1 protein-coding gene is annotated in these 854 nt (G+C 58.2%); it reads left to right on the forward strand.

From position 1 onward, the window contains the following. Positions 1–854: DEAD/DEAH box helicase family protein (locus H6B10_RS14735; RefSeq protein ID WP_204652281.1), on the forward strand; the 854-nt coding region annotated here is incomplete at both ends.

Genomic DNA, 854 nt, shown 5'->3' on the forward strand with positions numbered 1-854 from the left:
CCTGGCCAGCCTGCACAATGAGGATAACGAGCCGATTTTCACCTCGGTCTTTATCATCACCGACCGCACGGTGCTGGACGCCCAGTTGCAGAACACTGTCAGCGGCTTTGACCACACGCTGGGCAGCGTGGTCAACATCGACGAAAAGAAGAACTCGGCGGACCTGTTGCAGGCCATCCGGGACGGCCGCCGCATCATCATCACCACGCTGCAAAAGTTCCCGGTCATCTACAAAGAAGTGGGCGATACCACCGGTAAATCCTTTGCCGTCATCGTGGATGAAGCGCATTCCTCCCAGACCGGCACCAGCGCCATGAAGCTGAAAGCCGCCCTGGCCGATACCTCTGACGCGCTGAAGGAGTACGCCGAACTGGAAGGCATCGCCGAAGACGAAGAGGACGCCCGCCAGGACAAGCTGGTGCAGGAGATGGTCGCCCAGGGCCAGCACAAAAACTTGAGCTTCTTTGCTTTTACAGCTACCCCCAAAGACAAAACGCTGGAGATTTTCGGCGTGCCGATGGCCAACGGCAAGTTCCGCCCGTATCATATCTACTCGATGCGGCAGGCCATTGAAGAAGGGTTCATCCTGGATGTTCTGGCCAACTATACCACCTACAAGACCTGCTACCGCATTGCCAAAAACACGCCGGACAACCCCGAAGTTCCCACCGCGCAGGCCACCAAGCTGATTCGCCGCTACTCAGAGCTGCACCCCTACAATTTGCAGCAGAAAGCGGCTATCATCGTGGAGACTTACCGCGACATCACCCGCCACAAAATCGGCGGGCGCGGCAAAATGATGGTGGTCACGGCGTCCCGCCTGGCGGCGGTGCGCTATGTACAGGAGATTCGGC

The sequence above is a fragment of the Gemmiger formicilis genome, from assembly GCF_016901605.1.
GTDB classification, from domain to species: Bacteria; Bacillota; Clostridia; order Oscillospirales; family Ruminococcaceae; genus Gemmiger; species Gemmiger formicilis_B.